Consider the following 22,071-nt stretch of genomic DNA (forward strand, 5'->3'; position numbering starts at 1 on the left):
GCAGATTCGCCACCTTGTCACTCTGACGCTCCTCTTCAAGCCCCGCCATCATACGTTCAGCACGCTTGAGCATCGACTGCGCCGCCACTGCCTTAGTGGCCTTCGCGCGCATCTTCTCGGCCTGGGCCACCAAAGCGGACGCCTTCTTCTCGGCATTTGCACGCTCACGCTTGCGACGCCGCTCATCAGCCTCACGTTGCTTCAAGTACTGCTTGTACCCCATCGCGTAAATGTCGATGACCTGCCGCGTCGCATCCAGATAGAACACCTTATTCACGACCTCCTCAATCAAGTTGAGGTCGTGCGAAATAATGATCAGCCCACCCGAATACTTAGCCAGGTAGTCACGTAGCCACTGCACCGACTCAGCGTCGAGGTGGTTCGTGGGCTCATCCAGAATCATGGTGTCTGGCTGGTGAAACAGAATGCGCGCGAGCTCCACACGCCGGCGTTGCCCACCAGACAGAGTTTGCAACTCCTGCCCCATCAGCTGCTCATCTAGCCCCAGGTTCGCCGCAATCGCAAGCGCCTCCGACTCTGCCGCATACCCACCGGCCGCAATGAACTCCGCCTCGATTCGCGGGTACTTGTCGATCGCTTTCGCCGCCACGTCCGGATCTGGATCACTCATGGCACGCTCGGCCTTCCGCATTCGCCGCGCAATCACGTCCAGGTCGCGGGCACCCAACACGCGCTCTTTCGCGGTCTCAGTAGGCCTGCCACTCCGCGGATCCTGTGGCAAGTACCCCACTGACCCGGATACCGACACCGTCCCTTCCGACGGCAGAACTTCGCTCATCAGCACCTTGGTCAGCGTGGTCTTTCCCGCACCGTTCCTGCCCACGAGCCCAACCCGGTCGCCCTTGTCCACACGGAAGTTGACCTCCGACATGAGCGTGCGCGAGCCCACCATGATTTCCAGGTTACTTGCCGCTATCACGGTGTTCCTTCCACCCCGTTTCAATGACCTGCGCTAAAAGCGCGTGCGGAGTCAATCCCAGCACCTTCGCACGCTCCACAATCTCGTCCGCCAAAGTCTTATCCAGAGGACACCACACATTCACCGTGTCCTCTCCCGTCACCTCGGTCTTCTTCTCAGTCCCCAACCCGGGCCCGAGGTGTGGCTCAGTTTTATCGCGAATGGCAGTTGCGACGGCACGGGCGCGTTGGTCTGCCGTTTCGTTGAGCTCATGGTTGGAGTGCCCTTTGACCCATTGGAACTTCAGCGTGCGCCCCGACTTTTCGAGCGCGTCCACCTGTTCCCACAGTTCCTCCATGAGGTCGCGGTTCAGCACGTCCTGCCCGTTAGCCTTTTTCCACCCTTTGAGCCGCCACACGGGCATCCACTTGGTGACCGAGTTGATCACGTACTTGGAGTCGGCCAGGATCAGTATGTCTTCGTGCGTGTGGGCGGTTGCTTTGAGGATTTCGATGACCGCTTGGAGTTCAGCCCGGTTGTTTGTCGATTCCTCCCAGCCTCCGGCTGCCCAACGTTCGTCGTCAATGACCCACGCCCAGCCGGCGGGTCCGGGGTTGCCTAAAGCGGAGCCGTCGCACGCGACTTCCAGCACATTACCTCCAAGTGTGAACGGAGTTGGTGGTCAGTCCAATACACTACCTCTATGACGTTCAATCCCAATTCTCAGCTTGATAGCTCCCAGGTTTCCCGAGGTCGTGGCAAGCCAGTCATGATCGGTGGTGGCATTGGTGGAGTTGCGCTTCTGGTTCTCGGTTTGATCTTCTTTGGGCCAGAAGCAGTCCTCAACCAGTTGGGTTCAGGCGAGCAGTCGCAGCAGACCCAAGACGATCTCGCTGAGAAGTGCCGCACCGGCGCGGATGCGAACCGTGATGTCGAGTGTCGCATCGTGGGCACGGTGAACAGTCTTAACGACTATTGGCCCACAGGTACACGCGAGTTGGGTAAACAATACCGTAATCCCAGCGTGGAACTCACGAGTGGCACGTGGAGCACCGGTTGCGGTCAAGGCAACAGCAACATGGGACCGTTCTATTGCCCGGCAGATGAAACCGCGTACTTCGACACGTCATTCTTCGAGTTGATGCGTCAACAGTTGGGTGCCAAGGAAGGCCCGCTCCCGGAGGAGTACGTGGTGGCGCACGAATTTGGGCACCACATTCAGAAAATCACGGGTGACATTAACCGGACCCGAGACGGCAAGACTGGCCCACAGTCCAATGCGGTACGCCTGGAGCTTCAGGCTGACTGTTACGCCGGCGTGTGGGCCGCCAACGCTACCAAAACACACGGGCCACAAGGCCAGCCGTACCTCGAACCCCTCAAGGACTCCGACATCGAAGCGGCACTGGGCACAGCGGAAGCGATTGGTGACGACCACATTCAAGAGACCTCGGGCGGTCGCGTCACCCCAGAGAACTTCACGCACGGGTCAGCGGAACAGCGCATGACTTGGTTCAAGCGCGGCTACGACTCCGGCTCCCCCACCAGGTGCAACACCTTTGACGTAGACCGCGTGTAGTGCCCCACGTCACAACTTCTCACATAGACTTGCGGTGACACGCGAGATAGGAGAAGTACAGCGACAAGAGTTGCAGTCGTCCAAGCCGGAAGTGTTCATTGGCGGGTATCCAAAGGGCCTTGCGTTTGGCGCATATGTAGGTTTCCGCACGGAAAAAGGTCGAGCTGAGTACGCGAGGTACGTCGCAGGATCAGTGGATCTAGAAGGCGAAGAAATCGCTCGGTTAACCGAGGCAGCTTCAGCTCACTCAATCAATGTTGTTATCGGGATCATTGAGCGTGCTGGCAACACACTGTATTGCACAGCTCTCATGATCGACCCTCAAAACGGTGTAGTTGGTAAGCACCGAAAGCTTATGCCAACTGGTTCTGAACGTCTCATCTGGGGCTTTGGCGACGGTTCTACGCTCGACACAATGGACACTCCAGCAGGGCGTACCGGAGCAGTCATCTGCTGGGAGAACTACATGCCCCTCCTACGCCAAGCAATGTACTCAAAAGGTGTAGAAGTGTATTGCGCGCCAACTGTCGACGACCGCGACACGTGGGTCTCCACAATGACTCACATCGCACTTGAAGGCAGAGTGCACGTCTTGTCAGCGTGCCAATACATCACGACGGACCAATTTCCGGACGATTATGTCCTCGACCACGAACTTCCCGGTGGCGACGTTGCTATACGCGGAGGAAGCCTCATCATTGACCCAACAGGCAAACTCCTAGCAGGCCCCGTCTTCAATGAAGAAACGATTCTTTACGCGGACATCGACCCTGTTGCTAAGACCCGTGGCCACCTGGACTTCGACTCCGTTGGGCACTACTCGCGCCCAGACGTGTTTAAGCTGCGCGTTGATACCTCGCCACAACACTCAGTTAACTTCGAGTGAGTAGCGAACAGGCACCAACGCTCAGCTTTTTAACGAATGCTACTTAAATATTGAAGCCCAACGCACGCATCTGTTCACGCCCGTCTTCAGTGATCTTTTCTGGACCCCATGGTGGCATCCACACCCAGTTGATCCGGAATGCAGGAACAATTCCGTCGAGTGCTTGAGCACACTGGTCTTCGATCACATCAGTGAGCGGACATGCTGCTGACGTCAGCGTCATCTCAATGATCGCAACACCGTCTTCGTCCACGGTGGCGCCGTACACCAGACCTAGGTCCACAATGTTCACACCCAACTCCGGGTCCATGACGTCCATGAGAGCGTCAATAACTTCTTCCGGAGTGGCGTTTGTGGGTTGGTCAACAACCTCGGTCATGTCGTGCCTCCTTTCTGCATGACTCCTATTACAACTTTTCCTATTTACTCTCAGCTTGCGACAAAGCGTCCTTCACGGCAATCCACGCGAGCAACGCACACTTAATGCGCGCCGGGAACTTACTCACCCCGGCAAACGCAGCTGCGTCAAACAGCACGTCCTCATCCGCCTCTACCGTGCCACGCGAATGCATAAGTTCATGGAACTCCGCCTCGGCACGGTCAAACGCCTCACGACCTTCATCGTCGTAGATCTCACACGCAACAGACGCTGACGCCATCGAGATCGAACATCCGTCGCCTTCCCAACGAACCTCAAACTTGCCGTCATCCCCAGCAACGACCTCGGCGGTAATTTCATCCCCACACATGGGATTCACCTGATGGGACCTACCCAACGCTTCCCGGTCATCAAACGGAACATTGCCGTGCCGCTGCTTGGAGTGGTCCAGAATCACTTGCTGATACAGCTGGTCAAGATTCACCATTCCACCCCAAAGTAGCCACGCACGCGCGCCAGTGAATCAAGGAAACGTTCACACTCTTCGACCGTCGAATACACGTACGCAGACGCCCGGGTCGAGGCACGCACACCTAGACGGGCGTGCAGCGGCATCGCACAGTGGTGCCCCACGCGAACGGCTACTCCGTCAGCGTCAAGGAACTGCCCCACATCGTGCGCGTGCACACCCTCAACATCAACGGCCACAGTCGACACGCTCCTGGACACCGGACCCAGCAACGTAACGCCCGGAATCTTCGTCACGCCTTCAACCAACAGCTGAGCCAGTTCGTGCTCATGCTCAGCGATCCGATCCATTCCCACATGCGACAAGTAGTCAGCCGCTGCTCCAAGGCCCACCGCCTGCGCGACCGGCTGAGTTCCAGCCTCAAACCTCTGCGGTGCAGGCAAGAACGTCGACTCCTCCATGGTGACGGTCTCGATCATTGACCCACCGGTCAACACCGGAGGCAACGCGTTGAGCGCGTCCTGCTTACCGTAGAGCAGACCAATGCCGGAAGGCCCCAGCATCTTGTGCCCGGAAAACGCAGCAAAGTCCACGTCCAACGCGGAGAAATCCACCTGCATATGTGGAACGGACTGGCACGCGTCAAGCACGGTGACCGCACCAATCTTCTTAGCGTGTTCAACCAACTGCTCAACAGGGTTCACCGTGGCCAGCACGTTCGACACGTGCGTGAACGCCATCACCTTGGTTGAGGCATCAGCGATCGAGTCCAAGTCACTCAGGTCCAGCGTGCCTTCGTCGGTAATCGGAATATACCGAAGTTCAGCACCCGTCCGAAGTGCTACCTGCTGCCACGGCACCAGGTTGGCGTGGTGCTCCATTTGGGTGATGACAATCGAGTCCCCCGGCCCCAATGCGTATGGGCCTTCAGTGGCAAATCCCATCCCCATGGCCACAATGTTGAGTGCTTCTGTCGCGTTCTTCACCCAGCTCACCTGGGATGGTTTCGCACCAACAAAGGCCGCAACCTTGGCGCGAGCATTTTCAAATGCGTCAGTCGCCTCGGTAGCCAGGGTGTGCGCGCCACGGTGAACCGCTGAGTTGTGACGCGTGTTGAACTCCTGTTCAGCGTCAATCACGCACTCGGGCTTCTGAGAAGTCGCACCGGAGTCCAAATACGCCAGCGGTGAACCGGCGACTTCCCGCTTCAAGAGCGGGAAGTCGCTACGTAAACGAGTAAATTCCTGCGTCGTCATCACTTCTGGAAACGGTCGTAGCCTTCAGCTTCAAGCTGGTTCGCAAGCTCTGGGCCACCTTCTTCAGCAACCCGACCGTCAACCAGCACATGCACGAAGTCAGGTTTGATGTACTGCAAGATACGCGTGTAGTGCGTAATGAGAAGAACACCTACATCGGTGTTGCTCTGCGCACGGTTAACGCCTTCAGAAACGATGCGCAACGCGTCAACGTCGAGCCCCGAGTCAGTTTCGTCCAGAATCGCGAAACGAGGCTTGAGCAGTTCCATCTGCAGGATCTCGTGGCGCTTCTTCTCACCACCAGAGAACCCTTCGTTGACGTTACGTGACGCGAACTCCGGGTCCACTTTCAATTCGCTCATCGCCTGGTTGAGCTCCTTGGCCCACGTGCGCAACTTAGGCGCTTCGCCATCGATCGCGGTCTTTGCCGAACGTAGGAAGTTCGTCACGGTGACGCCGGGAACCTCGACCGGGTACTGCATTGCGAGGAACAGGCCGGCACGTGCACGTTCGTCTACGCTCAAGTCCAGTATTTCTTCACCGTCGAGCGTGACGGAACCACCGTCGATGTGGTAAGCCGGGTGGCCCGCAATCGCATACGCGAGGGTCGACTTACCGGAACCGTTTGGCCCCATGATTGCGTGAGTTTCGTTGGACTTGAGTTCCAGGTTCAGGCCCTTGAGGATCTGCTTGGATCCCTTGTCGGTTTCAACACTGACCTTGAGGTCGCGGATGGAAAGTGTGGACATAAATCTCTTCCTTCTTTAAAGCTTGACGTAGATCTCGCCGTCGCGTTCCGTGCATTCGTACACAGCGACGGGGTCGAAAGCGGGTGGGTTTTGGGGTTCGCCGGTCCTAAGATCAAACGTGGAGCCATGCAACCAGCATTCGATTGCACACCCCATCACGTCGCCTTCGGACAGTGACACTTCACCGTGGGTGCACAGGTCGTCGATCGCGTGCAGTTCGCCGGACTCGGTGCGCGCTACGCACACGTCAATACCGTCAACCTTCACGCGAATCGCGCTCCCCGGTGTCACGTCAGTGGATTTCGCAACCGACTTCACAACACGCTCCGGGAAAGCTCTTCTTCAATCTGTTCAGTGAGCACTTCTTCGATCTGCTCGATGTCGATCTTCTGGATCACTTCGTTGAAGAACCCACGCACCACCAACCGGCGCGCAGTCTTTTCATCGATGCCTCGGCTCATGAGGTAGAACAGGTGTTCTTCGTCGAACCGTCCAGTCGACGATGCGTGCCCTGCTCCCTCAATTTCCCCGGTCTCAATTTCGAGGTTTGGCACGGAGTCCGCGCGCGCTCCCTCAGTGAGCACCAGGTTGCGGTTGAGTTCGTAGGTGTCGATTCCGTTTGCTTCTGGGCGGATGAGAACGTCCCCAATCCACACACTGCGCGCGTCCTTGCCTTGGAGCGCGCCTTTATAAAGCACGTCCGAGGTGGCATTCGGCGTGTTGTGGTCCACGTACGTGCGGTGTTCCAAATGTTGCCCGGCGTCGGCAAAGTACAGACCCAGCATCTGAGCCTCTCCTCCTGGACCGTCGTAGGACACATTCGAGTTCAAACGCACAATCTTGCCGCCCAAGGTGATAGCGATGTGCGTGAACTGCGCGTCCTTACCAACAACAGCGTCATGCTGACCGAGGTGGACTGCCTCGTCGTCCCACAGCTGCAGGGTGACGAGCTTCACGCGCGCTCCCGGTCCCACGATCACGCTGAGCAGCTCAGACAGCTGCGCGTGACCGGTGTGCTTGATGACGATGGTTGCGCTCGCGTGAGCTCCTACCGTCACCACCGTGTGATTGTGAACCGGGTTTTCGTTGCTGGCACCTTCTGTTGTGATGAAGGCTGGTGACTCTAGTTCGACACCTTCGCCGATGTCGTAGCGGGTCACGCTGGAAGCGCGGTTTGCTGCGATAACAGCTGGTAGGTCTTCTGGCGAGGGCACGCCCAACTCGCGTGCTTCGTCCAGGCTGATCTGTGACACGTCTACACCGGTTGGAAGTTCACGCGTAACTGAAAGTTCCGCTCCACTTTCCTCATCACTCAGCAGCTGGCTGAGCTGTTTGACCGGGGTGAACCGCCATTCTTCTTCGCGCCCGTTCACCTGCGGGAAGTCCGCCACGTTGAAACTCCGGGTGCGTTCGGAACGCGATTTAGCCGGAACGTGTTCTGTTGCAATTGTCATGTAATGCGTCTCCTCTGCGCTTAACCTACCGCGCCTTCCATCTGAAGCTCGATCAGACGGTTAAGCTCAAGCGCGTATTCCATAGGAAGTTCTCGGGCGATGGGTTCGACGAAGCCGCGCACAATCATCGCCATGGCTTCGGTTTCGTCGAGTCCACGACTCATGAGGTAGAAGAGTTGGTCTTCACTCACCTTTGACACGGTCGCTTCGTGTCCAAGCGCCACATCGTCTTCTCGAATATCGATGTACGGGTACGTGTCGGAACGCGAAATGTTGTCAACCAGTAGCGCGTCACACAGAACCGTGTTCGACGAGCCTTTAGCCCCCGGGTGAACGTGAACGAGTCCACGGTAACCAGCGCGCCCGCCGTTACGGGCCACCGACTTCGACACAATCGAGGACTGCGTGTGAGGTGCAGCGTGCACCATCTTGGCTCCAGTGTCCTGGTGCTGACCGTTTCCAGCGAAGGCAACCGAGAGGGTTTCGCCCTTTGCGTGTTCACCCGTGAGCCAGATCGCTGGGTACTTCATGGTGACCTTCGAACCGATGTTTCCATCGACCCATTCCATGGTCGCGCCTTCTTCAGCGATCGCACGCTTGGTGACCAGGTTGTACACGTTGTTCGACCAGTTCTGGATGGTCGTGTAACGAACGCGCGCGTCCTTCTTCGCGATGATCTCTACGACTGCCGAGTGCAACGAGTCCGACTTGTAGATCGGTGCCGTGCATCCTTCGACGTAGTGCACGTAGGAACCTTCGTCAGCGATGATGAGCGTACGTTCAAACTGCCCCATGTTTTCCGTGTTGATGCGGAAGTACGCTTGCAACGGGATTTCGACGTGAACACCCTTGGGCACGTAGATGAAGGACCCACCAGACCATACGGCCGTGTTGAGGGCAGCGAACTTGTTGTCACCAGATGGGATGACCGTGCCAAAGTACTCTTCGAAAATCTCGGGGTGTTCCTTCAGGCCGGTATCCGTATCGAGGAAGATCACGCCCTGACGTTCGAGCTCTTCGTTGATCTTGTGGTAGACGACCTCGGATTCGTACTGGGCTGCGACACCAGCAACCAGACGCTGCTTTTCTGCCTCAGGAATTCCCAAACGGTCGTACGTGTTCTTAATGTCCTCTGGAAGGTCTTCCCACGACTGGGCTTGGCCTTCGGTGGAACGGACAAAATACTTGATGTCGTCGAAGTTAATGCCGCTGAGGTCTGCTCCCCAGTGCGGCATGGGTTTCTTTTCAAACAACTTAAGAGCGCGGAGGCGACGCTCGAGCATCCATTCCGGCTCCTCTTTCAAAGCAGAAATGTTCCGCACAACGTCTTCGTTCAACCCACGTTTGGCGTCAGCTCCGGCGTCCGTTGTGTCATGCCAGCCATACGCGTAATTTCCAATGTCCTTAAGTTCTGGATTCATCTCCAGAATAGGATTGGATTCGGTGGTGTCAGTCACCTTTCTCCTCCTTTTTTAGGGTTGCTTTTCCCATCTTGGGAGCCAAGCAAGGGGCGATTCAGGGTGGATGTGGGAATGTGCGTGGTGCACACATGCGCTCCGCTAGCCAAAGTAGAAAGACGTCGTACGTCCACACCCAAGATCTCGCCGAACTGTTCGAGTTCAGCTTCACAAAATTCGGGATACTCTTCAGCAACATGCTGAATAGGACAGTGCCCTTGGCACAGTTGCATCGCTTCAAGCGGCGTGCCAACTGCTACTGGTGTCGCTGATGCCGCGTAACCTTCTTTGTCCAGAGCAGCCGCCAAGCCACGTGAGCGTGTGGACACGCTTCCGCCTTCTTCCACACGCGCTTCGAGTTTCTCTCTCAGCTCTTGCGCCCGTGTGCGGGCAAAACGCTCAACGGCTTCCCGGCCCAATTCAGAACTCACAAAGTCAAGCGCTTCGACCGCAACTTGATCGTATGCGTGAGATATCTGGGCGTGACCCGCCGAGGTGACAACGTAGTGGCGCGCAGGACGACCTCGGCCGACTTTCACTCCCGCCAACTCACGCACCTCGATGGCGTTCTCTTTCTCGAGTGCGTCGAGGTGGCGACGGACTGCCGCCGGAGTCAGGTCAACCATGCGGGCGATACCCGATGCACTAATAGGCCCCTGATCAAGCACGATCGCAAGCACCTGCTGGCGGGTGCGCAGATCTTGTCCTGGGCGTGCAGTCACGTAAGTCCTCTCTGAAAGCGGGCCATTCGCTATTCCACAACACTATTGTGCCCTAAATAATTCCCTGTAAAACCAGGGTCGCCTAAGTTCTTCAACTCGACCTCACTACACTGAGGAATCGTGACCAATCCAAACCACCCCTTAGAGCTTGACGCAGTGAGCGTTAGCTTTGGGAACGTCCGCGCAGTCGACAACGTTTCTCTCACTGTCGAACGTGGCACCGTCCACTCACTTCTAGGGCCCAACGGCGCGGGAAAATCCACAACCATCGCCGCCTCGGTGGGGCTTCTCAAACCCACCTCCGGTTACGTGCGGATTTTTGGCTACGATCCCGTCAAAGATCACACGTATTCGAGCGCGCTTGCAGGGGTCATGTTGCAAGACGGCGGACTGCCCATGGCATCGAAGCCACTCAGTATTCTTAAGAACCTTTCACGCATGTACGCCGACCCCGCTGACTATCACGAACTCGCCGAACGCTTAGGCATCACAGCGTTTGCCGACCGCACAATTCGCCGCATGTCAGGTGGACAGAAGCAACGTGTAGGAATGGCCGCTGCGCTGATTGGCAAACCCCAATTGGTGTTTCTCGATGAGCCCACGGCCGGCCTTGACCCCCAGTCACGCTTAGCGGTGTTCGCAATCGTCGAAGAACTGCGTGAACAGGGCGTGGCCGTTGTCCTCACCACCCACGACATGGACGACGCCGCTTCTCTGTCTGACTACGTCACCATCATTGACAAGGGACGGGTAATCTCTCACGGGACGGTTGCCGAACTCACCGGCGACGGCAGCTCAACCCTGACGGTCCGCGCCGAACAGCTCAACGAACAGCTCATCACCCAATTCCGCGCATACGGTGACGTCGACATCGCAAAGGACGGAACCGTCACAATTACAGGCGACTTCACCACGCAAAAGGTGCACTCGATCACCGGGCTTCTCAACGACGCTGACACTCACATCACCTCCTTGTCTCTGGCATCACGTTCACTTGACGATGTCTTCCTCGACCTGACAGGAAGGACGCTGCGCTCATGACTACTCCGCAGATTGCACCCTTGGCTCAGCGAGTGTGGGCACAGTCGCTCTTCGAGCTACGCACCACCCTGTCCAACGCAGAACAGCTCTTCTTGTCCTTCGCCTTGCCCATCGGCGCGCTCGTCGTGCTGGCAACAACCGACGTCGTCACCGTCTTTGGCTACTCCGAGGACCAACGCAACATTATTGCCGCGTCCGCCGGACTGGGCCTATCAATTGCGGCCTCGGCCTTCACCGGGCAAGCAATCGCTACCGGATTCGACCGTCGCTACGGCGTGCTTCGCCAACTAGCAACAACCCCCCTGGGCAGCACCGGGCTGATCCTTGCAAAGATCGTCTCCGTCTACATCGTGACCGCCGTGCAACTACTGGTCATGTTCATTGTCATCGCTGTTCTCCCCGTGAACTTCGAAATCACCGTCTCCCTCCCCCAGCTCCTCGGCATCTTCCTCTCGTGGTTTTTAGGTACTGCCGCTCTGACTTCCCTGGCGCTCGCATTCGCAGGTACTGCCCGGGCCGAGGCCGTGCTCGCTGGATCGAACATCCTCTGGGTTGCGGGCGCCGGAGTAGGCGGGCTCGTCGTCAAACATCCCGGCTTGTGGGGCACAATCGCATCGCTCACCCCTTTTGGCGCAATGGGCGATTCGTTGCGCACGGCACTGGTTTCCGGAGGTGTAGACTGGAGTGCCCAACTCGTCTTGTTGGTCTGGGCTGTGCTCGGTATTATCGCTGGAGCCACATGGTTCTCATTTGAAAGTAAGTGACATGTCGAAGTCGTCTTGGCAAGCAACCGAAGTCAACCGATACGTGTACTGGCTTGCTGTGGGTCTGTTGTTGTTGCAGGCCCTCATTGTGTTCACCGGTGCTGCTGTACGCTTGACCGGTTCGGGACTGGGATGCCCTAACTGGCCCATGTGTACGGATTCGTCTCTGACCAACACCCCTGAGATGGGTATTCACGGGTTCATCGAGTTCGGCAACCGTGTCCTGGGTGTCGTCCTTGGCCTGTATTCGCTCTTCGTCGTGATCGCCCTGTGGTCCCTCCGGTCCACCCGCTCTGACCTGTTTCGCATGGCCGTTCTACTGTTTGCAGTCGTTCCGTTCCAGGCCATTCTGGGTGGTGTCACGGTTCGCACCCAGCTCAACCCGTGGATTGTAGCTGCCCACTTCATTCCTTCTGCCCTGGCTGTTGCGCTTTCCGCGTACATGGTCAAGCGCACGCGTGACACTGGAGCCAATCCACGTCCCATCGCTTCGCGAACTCTGGTCACGGTCGCGTGGGCAGTAGGCATCCTCTGCGCAATCGTTGTTGCCATGGGAGTTCTTGTCACTGGCGCCGGCCCACACGCAGGTGACGAAATCAGCGCCCGCAACGGGCTGAACACCTTACTCATGTCACGACTCCACGCAATCCCCGTGTGGCTCATGACGGCTGGCACCATCTACGGCCTTGTCCTCGCGCGCAAAGAGAAACTCGCAAGCGCCACACGTGCATTCACCTTCCTGCTCATCGTCGAAGTCGCACAGGGAATCATCGGTTACACCCAGTTCTTCACCGGCCTTCCCGTTCCACTCGTCATGGCACACATCGCAGGCCTGTGCCTCGTCATCACCGCTGCCGTTTTCGTTGTCGACAGCGTCTACCAACGCGACCCGCTCCCCACCTCGGCAAGTCGCAACGCTCAACCGGAGACCACCTCGGCGTAAACTGACTTTGTGCTTTTTACGATCTTTAAGCGCTACGTCAGCGCTTATCCGGTAGGGCTCATACTCATTCTGATTTTTACGCTCGCCCAAGTAATGGGTTCGTTGTTGCTCCCTGCCCTCAACGCGCGCGTGATCGACGACGGCATCGCCCAAGGCAACCTGACACTAGTGTGGCAACTTGGCGGGGTCATGCTCATAGTTGCCCTCGCACAGCTTGCAACCGCGGTCATCGAGGTAGCGGCTGGTTCATACGTATCGATGTCGGTCGCCCGCGACATTCGCCGTGACTTCTTCGCAAAGGTCATGACCTTTGGACACCAAGAGGCACAGACCTTTGGGGTCTCCAGCCTCATCACGCGTTCCACCAACGACGTACGCCAAGTGCAACAGTTCCTCACCATGGCCATGACCATGATGGTCATGGCGCCAGTCATGGCATTCGGTGGACTCATCATGGCGTTCGCACAAGACCTCACCCTGTCGTGGGTGATCGTGGTGACAGTGGTGATTCTGGCCATCGTCATGGCGCTTGCTGTACGCGGCATGGTGCCGAGTTTCCAAGTCATGCAACGGCGCATCGATGCGATGGGTTCGGTGCTGTCCCAGCAGCTCTCAGGCACCCGGGTGATTCGCGCCTTTGTCAAGGAGGACGTTGAGAAGAAGCGCTTTGCCCAGACCAACCGCGACATGACGCGCGCGAGCCTCATCGTGGGTCGCTACTTTGTTGCGCTGTATCCCATTGTTTTTATTCTCATCAACGTGGGGACCGCAGCCGTCGTGTGGTTCGGCGCACACGGGGTTGAGGCTGGTACTTCACAAGTGGGTACCGTGGTCGCGTTCATCCAGTACCTCATGCTCATCATGATGGGCGTTCTCATGTTTTCGTTCATGTCCATGATGGTTCCCCGCGCCGAGGTGGCAGCCGGCAGGCTTGTCGACGTCATGGATACGCAGGTCCACCTTGATCGGGACAGTGGGCGCGTTGATGAGCTTCCCAGCCCGGGCACGTTCGAGTTTCGGGACGTGACCTTTTCCTACCCGGGTGCGGAACGGCCCGTTGTGCAAGAAGTGAGTTTTTCCGCCGAGGTGGGATCCACGGTCGCTGTTATCGCTGCTACCGGCTCCGGCAAGACCACGCTTGCCAAACTTCTCGTGCGGCTCCTAGAACCCACCTCGGGCACGGTATTCGTGGGTGGGGTACCCATCCAGGACATTTCCCGCGACACCCTGGGCACCCAGTTTGGTTATGTTGCGCAGAATCCGTACGTGTTTGGCGCAACGGTCGCCCAAAACCTTCGCTTAGGCAACCCCGCGACCAGCGATGAGGAACTGTGGGAAGCCTTGCACATCGCACAAGCAGACGACTTTGTACGCGAGCTCGACGGGCAGTTGGACTTTGAGATCAACCAAGGTGGAAAGAACCTCTCGGGTGGTCAACGCCAGCGCATCGCAATCGCAATGGCGCTTGCCAGACGCGCACCCGTACTTGTGTTCGATGACTCGTTTTCCGCGCTCGACACGGCAACAGATTTGCGACTACGACAAGCTCTAAGCAACGTAGCTGCAACCAGCCTCATCATTACGCAACGTATCTCTTCAGCCCGAACCGCCGACACCATCGTGGTGCTAGATCGTGGACGTGTCGTTGCACAAGGAACCCACGAGAACCTCATGGAGACCTCACCGGTCTACCGAGAGATCGCAGAATCGCAGGCAACCCAGGAGGCACTGTGAGCGAAGAACAGGAACCACACGAGAAGGCCCAGAACTTCTGGAAAACCGTTGCCACACTCACCCGCGAGTTTCGGTATGAGCGCGTGCCCATGATTCTTGGTTTCGTGGGCATCATGGTGGGAACATGTCTCACGATTGCAGGTCCTTACGTTCTGGGACTTGCAACAGACACCGTGTTCGATGGTTTCACTAGCGACACAGGTATTGATTTTGGGTTGCTCGCAAGACTCTTGCTCATCGTGGTTGTGTTGTACTTAATTGCAGAGTCTTTCACTTTCGCTGGCGGCTGGCTCTTCAACGAGGCCATTCAGCGGGTGCTCTACGCTCTGCGTGAGCGCGTCGAGAACAAGGTCCACCGCCTTCCGCTTAGATTCTTGGACTCCCAAAAACGCGGAGACCTTCTCTCGAAGCTCAACAACGATCTGGACAACATCAACACGGCTCTCAACCAAAACATGGAAACGATAGTGACGTCCATCATCACCGTCGTGGGTGTCCTGTGCGTGATGTTCTGGATTTCGTGGGAGCTCACACTCGTAGCGTTGGCCACGATTCCGCTCACGGCCGTTGTCATGGCAATTCTGGGTGTGAGATCGCAAGCTCAGTTCCGCATCCAGTGGTCGGAAACGGGCAAGCTCAATGCCCACATTGAAGAGTCGATCTCGGGGCACGAACTCTTGGCCATCTACAACGCCACGCCACAGGCCGCGGAAACCTTTGCCCGCTCGAACACAGAGGTCTACAACGCTTCACGCAAGGCACAGTTCTTGTCCGGGTCAATGATGCCGGCGATGATGTTTGTGTCGAACCTAGTGTTTGTGGGAATTGCAATTGTGGGCGCGCTGCGAGTGGCATCTGGCGCTATGACGCTGGGTTCCGTCCAAGCCTTTATCCAGTACTCACGTCAGTTCTCGCAACCGTTGGCCCAGTTGGGCGGGGTTGCGTCACAGCTGCAGTCTGCAGCCGCCAGCGCGGAACGCGTCTACGAGCTCCTCAATCAGCCCGAAGAGGTCGCCGACACTGGTCGCTACCCTGACTTCGCCCTCACCCACGGCAAAGTGGAGTTCCGATCCGTGGACTTTTCCTATGACCCAGAGCAACCATTCATCCGGGACCTCAACCTCACAGTTGACGGTGGGCAGACGGTTGCGATCGTGGGACATACCGGTTCGGGTAAGACCACTCTGGTCAACCTGCTCTTGCGCTTCTATGACGTCACGGGTGGCGCTATTTACCTCGACGGCGTGGATATCCGCGACATCGACCGTCATCAGCTTCGCTCCCCCATTGGCATGGTTCTGCAGGACACCTGGCTGTTTGGTGGAACCATCTACGACAACATCGCGTACGGCCGCGAGGACGCCACACGCGAAGACGTCATGGCAGCGGCTGAGGCTGCATATGTGGACAGGTTCGTGACCCACTTGCCTGACGGCTACGAAACGGTGATCGACGAATCAGGTGGCAATGTCTCCGCGGGTGAACGCCAGCTCATCACGATCGCGCGCGCTTTCGTATCCAACCCTGACATTCTCGTTCTCGACGAGGCGACCTCGTCGGTGGATACCCGCACCGAGGTGTTAGTTCAGGAGGCGATGAACCGTTTGCGTTCCGGTCGCACGAGTTTCGTCATTGCTCACCGGCTTTCAACGATCCGCAACGCGGATCTGATCGTTGTGATGGAAGCCGGGCGCATTGTGGAGTCGGGAACTCATGAAGAGCTCCTTGCCCGAGGTGGCAAGTACGCTGACCTACACGCAGCTTCCGTAGGTGAGGCTTAAACGAAGGGGTTGAGGAACGGGTCGATCGCAACGGCGAGGAACAACACCGAAAGGTATGTGATCGATCCGTGGAAGACCTTCATGGCACGCAGGCGAGTTCCTGACAGACCCTGCTTGGCGCGACGCACGAACGTGTAGCACTCGTAGAGGAACCACGCACCGGCCAGAACTGCAACGCTGATGTAGAGCGGCCCCATGGGTGCAAGAGGGATCAACGCCAGGCTGGAAAGAACCATGGCCCAGGCGTACAGAATGATCTGCTTACCTACCGAGGCCGGAGGTACCTTGGACGGCAACATGGGGACACCGGCAGCGTCGTAGTCGCGCTTGTACTTAATGGCTAGTGGCCAGTAGTGTGGTGGAGTCCAGAAGAAGACGACCAAGAAAAGAATGAACGGTTCAAGCGCCAGCGAACCGGTAACCGCGGACCAGCCAATAAGGACTGGCATACATCCGGCTGCTCCACCCCACACGATGTTCTGTGTGGTGTGACGCTTGAGCATGATGGTGTAAAACACCACGTACAAGAGGATCGCAATGGCTGTCAGACCGGCTGCTACCCAGTTGGTGAATCCACCCATCCAGAAAATGGACCCGATGCCTAACGCAAACGCAAAGACGAGCGCTTCCCTTGGGGTCACCTCGCCTGTGACGAGCGGACGGTTTTCCGTGCGGTGCATCTTGGCGTCGATGTCACGGTCCAAGTAGCAGTTGAAAACGGACGCCGAAGCAGCTGCTGCAGATCCACCGACGAGGGTCGCGAGGATCAGCCACCAGTCAGGGAGACCGCGTTGCGCGAGGAACATGACGGGGGCGGTTGTGACCAGCAGCAGTTCAATAACGCGAGGTTTTGTCAGCGCGATGTATGCCCTGAATTTGCTACGCGGTTTGCTGCCTCGTCGACGTTCGTCGATTACGCGTTGGAGCGGAGCTTCTTCAATTGCTTCGCTTCCGGCGGTCCTGACTACGTCACGGTGATGTGAACTCACCCACAGACTCCCTCCACAAGAAGATATGCACGGTGCGCATAGATAGAACAAGTCTACTCGGTTCTCAGCATATTGCCAGTCATAGCGCTACATGTCGTAGAACATCTCACTGACGGCTCAAACCTTGTACAGTTTGAAGTGAAAACCGCCTACAGGAGGAACGCCCTTTCATGAGCTCGCTCAACTGGTCCGACACTGATCGATTGGCGGTCGACACCGCCCGCCTTTTGGCCGCTGACGCCGTTCAAAACGCCGGCCATGGACACCCAGGAACCGCCATGAGTTTGGCGCCGGTTGCCTACTACTTGTACCAGAACGCTCTCACTCACGACCCTTCTGACCCCCACTGGTTGGGACGAGACCGTTTTGTTCTGTCAGCAGGTCACTCGAGCCTCACCCAGTACATCCAGTTGTTCCTCTCTGGTTACGGACTTGAACTTGACGACCTCAAAGCACTCCGCACTTGGGGCTCACTGACTCCCGGACACCCAGAAGTTGGGCACACCGACGGTGTTGAAATCACTACGGGTCCATTGGGCTCCGGGTTGGCTTCAGCAGTGGGTATGGCGATGGCGTCCCGCCGTGAACGCGGACTTTTGGACCCTGATACCGCGCCCGGTGAATCCGTTTTCGACCACTTCATCTACGTGGTCGCCGGTGACGGAGACATGCAGGAAGGTGTCTCCGGTGAAGCGTCGTCATTGGCAGGCACTCAGCGCTTGAACAATCTCATCGTCATCTGGGATGACAACCGCATCTCGATTGAAGACAACACGTCGATCGCGTTTACCGAAGACGTGACCGCACGCTACGACGCCTACGGTTGGCACACACAGCACGTGAGTTTCCTCGACGAAAACGGCGGTTACACAGAAGACATTGACGCGCTTCACTCAGCAATCGAAGCAGCCAAAAAGGACCCCCGCCCGTCGTTTATTCGTTTGTCCACCATCATCGCGTGGCCAGCACCCAACAAGCAGAACACCGGTGCTTCTCACGGAGCAGCGTTGGGTGACGAAGAAATCCGCGCAACCAAAGAAATCCTGAACTTCCCTGCCGACGAAACCTTTGTCGTTGCCCCTGAGGTTCTTGAACACACACGCCCCGTAGTCGACCGCGGCCGCGCTGCACACGAAGAATGGAACACCCGCTTCGAGGCATGGCGCACCGATAGTCCTGAACGTGCGCAACTGTTGGACCGCCTCACCGCACGTGAACTCCCGGCAGGATTGGAAGACGTCCTCCCAACTTTCGAAGCGTCAGACAAGGGTGTCGCCACCCGCGCGGCTTCTGGTCAGGTTCTCAACGCAATCGCCCCGCTCATGCCAGAGCTGTGGGGCGGTTCGGCTGACCTCGCCGGATCCAACAACACCCTCGTCAAGGGAGAGCCGTCCTTCTTCCCCAAGGACCGCAGCTCAACAGCGTTCGATGGCAACGAGTACGGCCGCAATCTGCACTTTGGTGTCCGTGAGTTTGCCGCAGGACTTGCGTGCAACGGAATGGCCCTCCACGGTCTCACCCGCCCGTACAACGGAACGTTCTTGGTGTTCTCCGATTACATGCGTCCCGCGGTTCGCTTGGCTGCTCTGCAGGAACTTCCCGTCATCTTCGTATGGACCCACGACTCGATTGGCCTGGGCGAAGACGGGCCCACCCACCAGCCAGTTGAGCACTTGAGCTCACTGCGCGCCATTCCTGGCCTGGACGTCGTGCGCCCAGCCGATGCCAACGAAACTGCGGTGTGCTGGCTCGAAATGCTACGTCGCACCGACGGCCCTACCGGACTGGTACTCACCCGCCAGGCAGTCCCCGTGCTCGACCGTACGGAACTTGCGGCCGCCTCGGGCGCGGCACAAGGCGCCTACGTCCTTTCTGATGAGGAGGACTTTGACGTCGTCCTCATGGCTTCCGGGTCCGAGGTGGCAATCGCCTTGGACGCAGCGCAACAGTTGCGTGCGCAAGGCACTCGCGTGCGCGTTGTGTCGATGCCCAGCCACGAATGGTTCGACAAGCAGGACGAGCAGTACAAGGAATCGGTTCTGCCTGTTACCGCGCGTGCACGTGTGAGTATCGAAGCGGGAACGGCGATGAGCTGGCACCGTTACGTGGGAACCGAAGGCCGGTGCATTTCACTCGAACACTTTGGCGCCTCGGCTGATTACCAGACGCTCTACCGTGAGTTTGGAATCACCCCTGGAGCTGTTGTCCAGGCGGCCCACGAATCCATCGCAGCAGTTCAGGCACTCTAGTTTCATCCCCCACCACCCAGAGGTAGGTCATGGCAACTCCAGTTCCGTCCCTTCAAGCACTCAGCCATGCCGGAGTTTCCGTGTGGCTCGACGACCTTTCTCGGACCCGGATCACGTCCGGAAGTCTGAACGACGCAATCGAAACCATGTCGGTGGTGGGGGTGACCACCAACCCCACCATCTTCGCGGCCGCTCTTGCAGGTGACGGCTATGACGAAGCTGTCGCTGAGCTCGCAGCTAAGGGCGTCAGTGTCGATGAAGCAATCGACGTACTGACCACGCAAGACGTTGCGGAAGCGTGTGACATTCTGCTTCCCGTGTACCAGGCAACTGGCGGTGAAGACGGGCGCGTGTCCATCGAGGTGCCTCCGCATTTGGCACACGACACGGAAGGCACGGTTGAGTACGCGAAGAAGCTCCACGCGATGGTCGACCGTGACGGTGTCATGATCAAAATCCCCGCAACCGAAGAAGGCCTTTTAGCGATTACCCGTGTGATTGCCGAAGGCATCAGTGTCAACGTGACCCTGATCTTCTCGCTGGACCGATACCGCAAGGTCGTCGAGGCCTACGTCAACGGCTTGGAGCGCGCGCGGGAACAGGGCCACGACATCAGTAGCATTCGGTCCGTCGCCTCGATCTTCGTGTCACGTGTCGACACGGAGTTCGATAACCGGATCGACGAGCTGGTGAACAGTGGCGCTGACAAGGAGCTCTTGGAGTTGAAAGGCAGGGCCGGGCTTGCGAACTGCCACTTGGCTCACCGTATTGCCTCCGAGATTTTCGACTCCGAACGCTTCACCGTGCTGGCTGCCGCCGGTGCTCACAAGCAGCGTCCACTATGGGCATCGACGGGAACCAAAAACCCCCAGTACTCCGACACCATGTACGTCGACGGCCTGATCACTGCAGACACGGTGAACACGATGCCAGAGAAGACGATGGTGGCTTTTGCCGACCACGGCGAAGTCAATGGTGACACGGTGTTTGGCCAGTATGAAGAGGCCGACCGGATTCTCGACGCACTGTCCGTTGCCGGCGTCCACTACGGCGACGTCATGGAGAAGCTCGAACGCGAAGGTCTAGAAAAGTTCGACGCCAGCTGGAATGAACTCGTTGAAACCGTGACTACTGCACTGGAGAAGGCTAAGTGACCACCACAGCAACCGTCATGAACGATATTCTCGAAAATCGGGTTGCTTCCCGCATCGCCGCTCAGGACGCCACCGTGTGGGGTCCAAAGGCAGAAGACGAAGCGAGCAAGCGTCTGGGGTGGGTCAACCTCCATACTCGCGCTCAGGATATCATCGATCAGGTCATTGAGCTTGCCCAGACGTGTGAGCACGACCGTGTTGTGCTGGCTGGTATGGGAGGTTCATCCCTGGCGCCTGAGGTGATGAGCAACGCATACGGAAAAGACCTCATCGTGTGTGACTCCACGCACCCGGACCAGGTCGCGTACACTGCTCAGGACCTCGACCGCACGCTGGTCATTATCGCGTCGAAGTCCGGCTCCACCGTCGAAACCGATTCGGCTCGCCGGTTCTTTACGCAGAAGTTCCGGGACGCGGGAATCGACCCCAGCTCGCGCCTCATCGCTATTACCGACCCTGGTTCACCCCTTGATCAGCGCGCTCAGGAAGAAGGCTGGCTGGCCGTGTTCCATGCTGATCCAACGGTTGGTGGTCGCTACTCTGCACTCACTCCGTTTGGCCTGGTTCCCGCTGGTCTGGTGGGCGTCGACATTGCTCAAGTTGTTGCTGATGCCGCGTCGATTGCACCGCAGCTCGAACAGGATTCTGAAGAGAACTTGGCAGTCCGCCTTGGGGCGCTTCTAGGTGCTGCCCATGAAAACGGCCACGAGAAGCTCGCCTTGGATCCGCATACCGAACAGTTCCAAGGACTAGGCGTGTGGATCGAGCAGCTGATTGCCGAATCCACCGGTAAGGATGGCAAGGGCATTCTCCCCATTGCCCCACAGGATTGCGAAAACGCAACTACCGTGGCCTTGGGAGCTTCGGATGTTCACGACGCTGATGCTCTTGTTGACCTTCCGTTGGGTGCCCAGTTCCTCCTGTGGGAGTACGTGACTGCGATCGCGTCCTATGTGATTGGTGTGAACCCGTTCGATCAGCCCAATGTTGAGTCCGCCAAGGCAGCGATGCGTGAGCTTCTGGCCGGTGGAGAACAGACGGGTTCTGCCTTGCCGGTTTCGTTCACGGACGGCGCGCTGACCGTATCGGGTCCTGCTGATCTGGTGGAAGGTGCGCAGTCCGCCGCCGAGGTCGTTGACCGTTTGCGTGCTGTTGTTCCGCAGGGCGGGTATGTGGGTCTGCAAGCGTTTGTTGACAGGATCGGTCGTTCTGACCTTGTGAAGTTGCGGCCTCAGTTCGCTCAAAGTCTAGGGGTTGCGACCACGTTTGGTTTTGGGCCCCGCTATTTGCACTCCACGGGCCAATACCACAAGGGTGGCCACGCAAACGGAGTGTTTGTTCAGATCACGGACGAAGCAACCATTGACTTTGACGTGCCAGAGACAGGGTTTACTTTTGGCCAGTTGATTGCTGCACAGTCACGCGGCGATGCGAATGTGCTCCACGATGCTGGGCGACCGGTAATCCGTTTCCACGTCACTGACGAAGACGGTTACGCGCAGTTGTTTGATCTATAAGCCAGTTACTGGTTTCTCTGTAAAAGCCA

Annotated in this window: 21 protein-coding genes; 10 read left to right on the top strand and 11 right to left on the bottom strand. The window is 57.7% G+C overall.

The annotated features are described in order from the left end of the window. Nucleotides 1-940: ABC-F family ATP-binding cassette domain-containing protein (locus tag HMPREF0183_RS04730; RefSeq protein ID WP_040348119.1), on the bottom strand; the 940-nt coding region annotated here is incomplete at its 3' end. Next, entirely contained in the window at nucleotides 924-1,571 is a 648-nt protein-coding gene (locus HMPREF0183_RS04735) for a ribonuclease H family protein (RefSeq protein ID WP_005883359.1), read from the bottom strand. The genes HMPREF0183_RS04730 and HMPREF0183_RS04735, both read right to left, overlap by 17 nt. Nucleotides 1,572-1,622: 51 nt before the next feature. On the opposite strand from HMPREF0183_RS04735, the gene ypfJ reads away from it, so the two are divergent. Further along, entirely contained in the window at nucleotides 1,623-2,498 is an 876-nt protein-coding gene (gene ypfJ / locus HMPREF0183_RS04740) for a KPN_02809 family neutral zinc metallopeptidase (protein ID WP_005883361.1), read from the top strand. Between the two features lie 34 nt (nucleotides 2,499-2,532). Further along, a complete protein-coding gene (locus HMPREF0183_RS04745; protein ID WP_005883363.1) occupies nucleotides 2,533-3,384 on the top strand; it encodes a carbon-nitrogen hydrolase family protein in 852 nt (283 codons plus the stop codon). A 43-nt stretch (nucleotides 3,385-3,427) separates the two neighbouring features. Here the strand turns inward: HMPREF0183_RS04745 and HMPREF0183_RS04750 are convergent, their stop codons facing one another. From HMPREF0183_RS04750 to HMPREF0183_RS04785, 8 genes are read right to left on the bottom strand one after another with little or no spacing between them, the layout of a single operon-like run. Then, nucleotides 3,428-3,763, bottom strand: a complete 336-nt coding sequence (locus HMPREF0183_RS04750) for a metal-sulfur cluster assembly factor (protein ID WP_005883364.1) — start codon at nucleotides 3,761-3,763, stop codon at nucleotides 3,428-3,430. A gap of 40 nt (nucleotides 3,764-3,803) precedes the next feature. Next, nucleotides 3,804-4,250 carry a Fe-S cluster assembly sulfur transfer protein SufU gene (gene sufU, locus HMPREF0183_RS04755; RefSeq protein WP_005883366.1) on the bottom strand — a complete coding sequence of 149 codons (447 nt, stop codon included), beginning with the start codon at nucleotides 4,248-4,250 and terminating at the stop codon, nucleotides 3,804-3,806. Beyond that, nucleotides 4,244-5,488, bottom strand: a complete 1,245-nt coding sequence (locus HMPREF0183_RS04760) for a SufS family cysteine desulfurase (RefSeq protein WP_005883368.1) — start codon at nucleotides 5,486-5,488, stop codon at nucleotides 4,244-4,246. The genes sufU and HMPREF0183_RS04760 overlap by 7 nt, the downstream gene beginning before the upstream one ends. Next, nucleotides 5,488-6,237: a Fe-S cluster assembly ATPase SufC gene (sufC, locus tag HMPREF0183_RS04765; RefSeq protein WP_005883371.1), complete on the bottom strand. Its 750-nt coding sequence runs from the start codon at nucleotides 6,235-6,237 to the stop codon at nucleotides 5,488-5,490. Before sufC ends, HMPREF0183_RS04760 begins: the two co-directional genes overlap by 1 nt. A gap of 15 nt (nucleotides 6,238-6,252) precedes the next feature. Continuing rightward, nucleotides 6,253-6,555 (bottom strand): non-heme iron oxygenase ferredoxin subunit, encoded by a 303-nt coding sequence (locus HMPREF0183_RS04770; RefSeq protein ID WP_005883374.1) that lies wholly within the window; start codon nucleotides 6,553-6,555, stop codon nucleotides 6,253-6,255. After that, the gene (gene sufD, locus HMPREF0183_RS04775) at nucleotides 6,552-7,691 is read right to left on the bottom strand and encodes a Fe-S cluster assembly protein SufD (protein WP_005883376.1); all 1,140 of its coding nucleotides are present in this window, start codon (nucleotides 7,689-7,691) and stop codon (nucleotides 6,552-6,554) included. The genes HMPREF0183_RS04770 and sufD overlap by 4 nt, the downstream gene beginning before the upstream one ends. Before the next feature lie 20 nt (nucleotides 7,692-7,711). Further along, nucleotides 7,712-9,112 (bottom strand): Fe-S cluster assembly protein SufB, encoded by a 1,401-nt coding sequence (sufB, locus tag HMPREF0183_RS04780; protein WP_050775347.1) that lies wholly within the window; start codon nucleotides 9,110-9,112, stop codon nucleotides 7,712-7,714. A gap of 32 nt (nucleotides 9,113-9,144) precedes the next feature. Further along, nucleotides 9,145-9,870, bottom strand: a complete 726-nt coding sequence (locus HMPREF0183_RS04785) for a helix-turn-helix transcriptional regulator (RefSeq protein ID WP_005883380.1) — start codon at nucleotides 9,868-9,870, stop codon at nucleotides 9,145-9,147. A 120-nt stretch (nucleotides 9,871-9,990) separates the two neighbouring features. On the opposite strand from HMPREF0183_RS04785, the gene HMPREF0183_RS04790 reads away from it, so the two are divergent. The 5 genes from HMPREF0183_RS04790 to HMPREF0183_RS04810 are packed head-to-tail and all read left to right on the top strand — an operon-like array spanning nucleotide 9,991 to nucleotide 16,133. Continuing rightward, entirely contained in the window at nucleotides 9,991-10,911 is a 921-nt protein-coding gene (locus tag HMPREF0183_RS04790; RefSeq protein ID WP_005883382.1) for an ABC transporter ATP-binding protein, read from the top strand. Then, nucleotides 10,908-11,675, top strand: a complete 768-nt coding sequence (locus HMPREF0183_RS04795) for an ABC transporter permease (protein WP_005883384.1) — start codon at nucleotides 10,908-10,910, stop codon at nucleotides 11,673-11,675. The genes HMPREF0183_RS04790 and HMPREF0183_RS04795 overlap by 4 nt, the downstream gene beginning before the upstream one ends. Before the next feature lies 1 nt (nucleotide 11,676). Further along, nucleotides 11,677-12,618, top strand: a complete 942-nt coding sequence (locus HMPREF0183_RS04800) for a COX15/CtaA family protein (protein ID WP_040348124.1) — start codon at nucleotides 11,677-11,679, stop codon at nucleotides 12,616-12,618. Between the two features lie 9 nt (nucleotides 12,619-12,627). Further along, complete coding sequence (locus HMPREF0183_RS04805; RefSeq protein WP_005883388.1) at nucleotides 12,628-14,352, top strand: ABC transporter ATP-binding protein; 1,725 nt, start codon at nucleotides 12,628-12,630, stop codon at nucleotides 14,350-14,352. After that, a complete protein-coding gene (locus tag HMPREF0183_RS04810; RefSeq protein WP_005883390.1) occupies nucleotides 14,349-16,133 on the top strand; it encodes an ABC transporter ATP-binding protein in 1,785 nt (594 codons plus the stop codon). The genes HMPREF0183_RS04805 and HMPREF0183_RS04810 overlap by 4 nt, the downstream gene beginning before the upstream one ends. Here HMPREF0183_RS04810 and HMPREF0183_RS04815 read toward each other — a convergent pair. After that, nucleotides 16,130-17,122 carry a heme o synthase gene (locus HMPREF0183_RS04815; RefSeq protein ID WP_005883391.1) on the bottom strand — a complete coding sequence of 331 codons (993 nt, stop codon included), beginning with the start codon at nucleotides 17,120-17,122 and terminating at the stop codon, nucleotides 16,130-16,132. The two genes, HMPREF0183_RS04810 and HMPREF0183_RS04815, sit on opposite strands and share 4 nt — an antisense overlap. Nucleotides 17,123-17,292: 170 nt before the next feature. On the opposite strand from HMPREF0183_RS04815, the gene tkt reads away from it, so the two are divergent. From tkt to HMPREF0183_RS04830, 3 genes are read left to right on the top strand one after another with little or no spacing between them, the layout of a single operon-like run. Beyond that, entirely contained in the window at nucleotides 17,293-19,371 is a 2,079-nt protein-coding gene (gene tkt, locus HMPREF0183_RS04820; RefSeq protein ID WP_005883394.1) for a transketolase, read from the top strand. Nucleotides 19,372-19,400: 29 nt separating this feature from the next. Further along, the gene (gene tal / locus HMPREF0183_RS04825; RefSeq protein WP_005883396.1) at nucleotides 19,401-20,525 is read left to right on the top strand and encodes a transaldolase; all 1,125 of its coding nucleotides are present in this window, start codon (nucleotides 19,401-19,403) and stop codon (nucleotides 20,523-20,525) included. Next, a complete protein-coding gene (locus HMPREF0183_RS04830) occupies nucleotides 20,522-22,042 on the top strand; it encodes a glucose-6-phosphate isomerase (RefSeq protein ID WP_005883399.1) in 1,521 nt (506 codons plus the stop codon). The genes tal and HMPREF0183_RS04830 overlap by 4 nt, the downstream gene beginning before the upstream one ends. The last annotated feature ends 29 nt before the right edge of the window (nucleotides 22,043-22,071 follow it).

This window comes from Brevibacterium mcbrellneri ATCC 49030 (assembly GCF_000178455.1).
In the GTDB taxonomy this organism is placed as follows: Bacteria; Actinomycetota; Actinomycetes; order Actinomycetales; family Brevibacteriaceae; genus Brevibacterium; species Brevibacterium mcbrellneri.